Consider the following 284-nt stretch of genomic DNA (forward strand, 5'->3'; position numbering starts at 1 on the left):
GTGCTTGAAGGCGATATTCAAGGTTGTTTTGACAACATCAGCCATGACTGGTTACTGGCCAACATTCCGTTGGATAAAACTGTACTCAGAAAATGGCTGAAAGCTGGATTTATGGAATCCAACCACCTTTACCGAACCGAGGCAGGAACTCCGCAAGGGGGGATTATCTCTCCGGTTTTGGCCAATATGGCGCTTGATGGACTGGAAGACGTGTTACTGGCCCGCTTTGGGCAAAAGAACACCAAAGCCAGCTACAAGACCAAGGTCAATTACGTGCGTTATGC

1 protein-coding gene is annotated in these 284 nt (G+C 48.2%); it reads left to right on the plus strand.

Features of this window, described 5'->3' with window-relative positions; genetic code table 11:
• A partial coding sequence (locus Q4563_RS19265; RefSeq protein ID WP_303605659.1) for a reverse transcriptase domain-containing protein occupies positions 1-284 on the plus strand: 284 nt, incomplete at both ends.

The organism is Gilvimarinus sp. 1_MG-2023, from assembly GCF_030548285.1.